Source organism: Bacillus cereus group sp. BfR-BA-01383, from assembly GCF_022663495.1.
GTDB lineage: Bacteria > Bacillota > Bacilli > Bacillales > Bacillaceae_G > Bacillus_A > Bacillus_A cereus_AU.
The window spans coordinates 1-258 of record NZ_JAKUFP010000138.1 but is presented as its reverse complement, the minus strand read 5'-3'; the positions used below and the strand labels follow the sequence as shown (position 1 = coordinate 258).

Genomic DNA, 258 nt, shown 5'->3' with positions numbered 1-258 from the left:
AAGAATGAGTGATAGATACTATAAGCTATTTGGAAAATCTGTTTCACAGTTAGCTTTACAGAAACGATTTACAAAGATCAAGAAGCGAAAGCGATATGAGTGATTAAATGACATCAACGCACAAGTTCCCAAACAGGCTTCAAAAGATTTTGATAAGGCGAGAAAAAATTCGTTCAAAAAGTACAAAAATGGTTATCACACTTCTTATAAATCCAAAAAAGATTTAATCCAAGGATTTTATGCCAATTATGAAAGACT

Annotated in this window: 1 pseudogene; it reads left to right on the top strand. The window is 31.4% G+C overall.

From position 1 onward, the window contains the following. A pseudogene (locus tag MR065_RS27320) lies at positions 1-258 on the top strand (helix-turn-helix domain-containing protein); the annotation flags it as partial.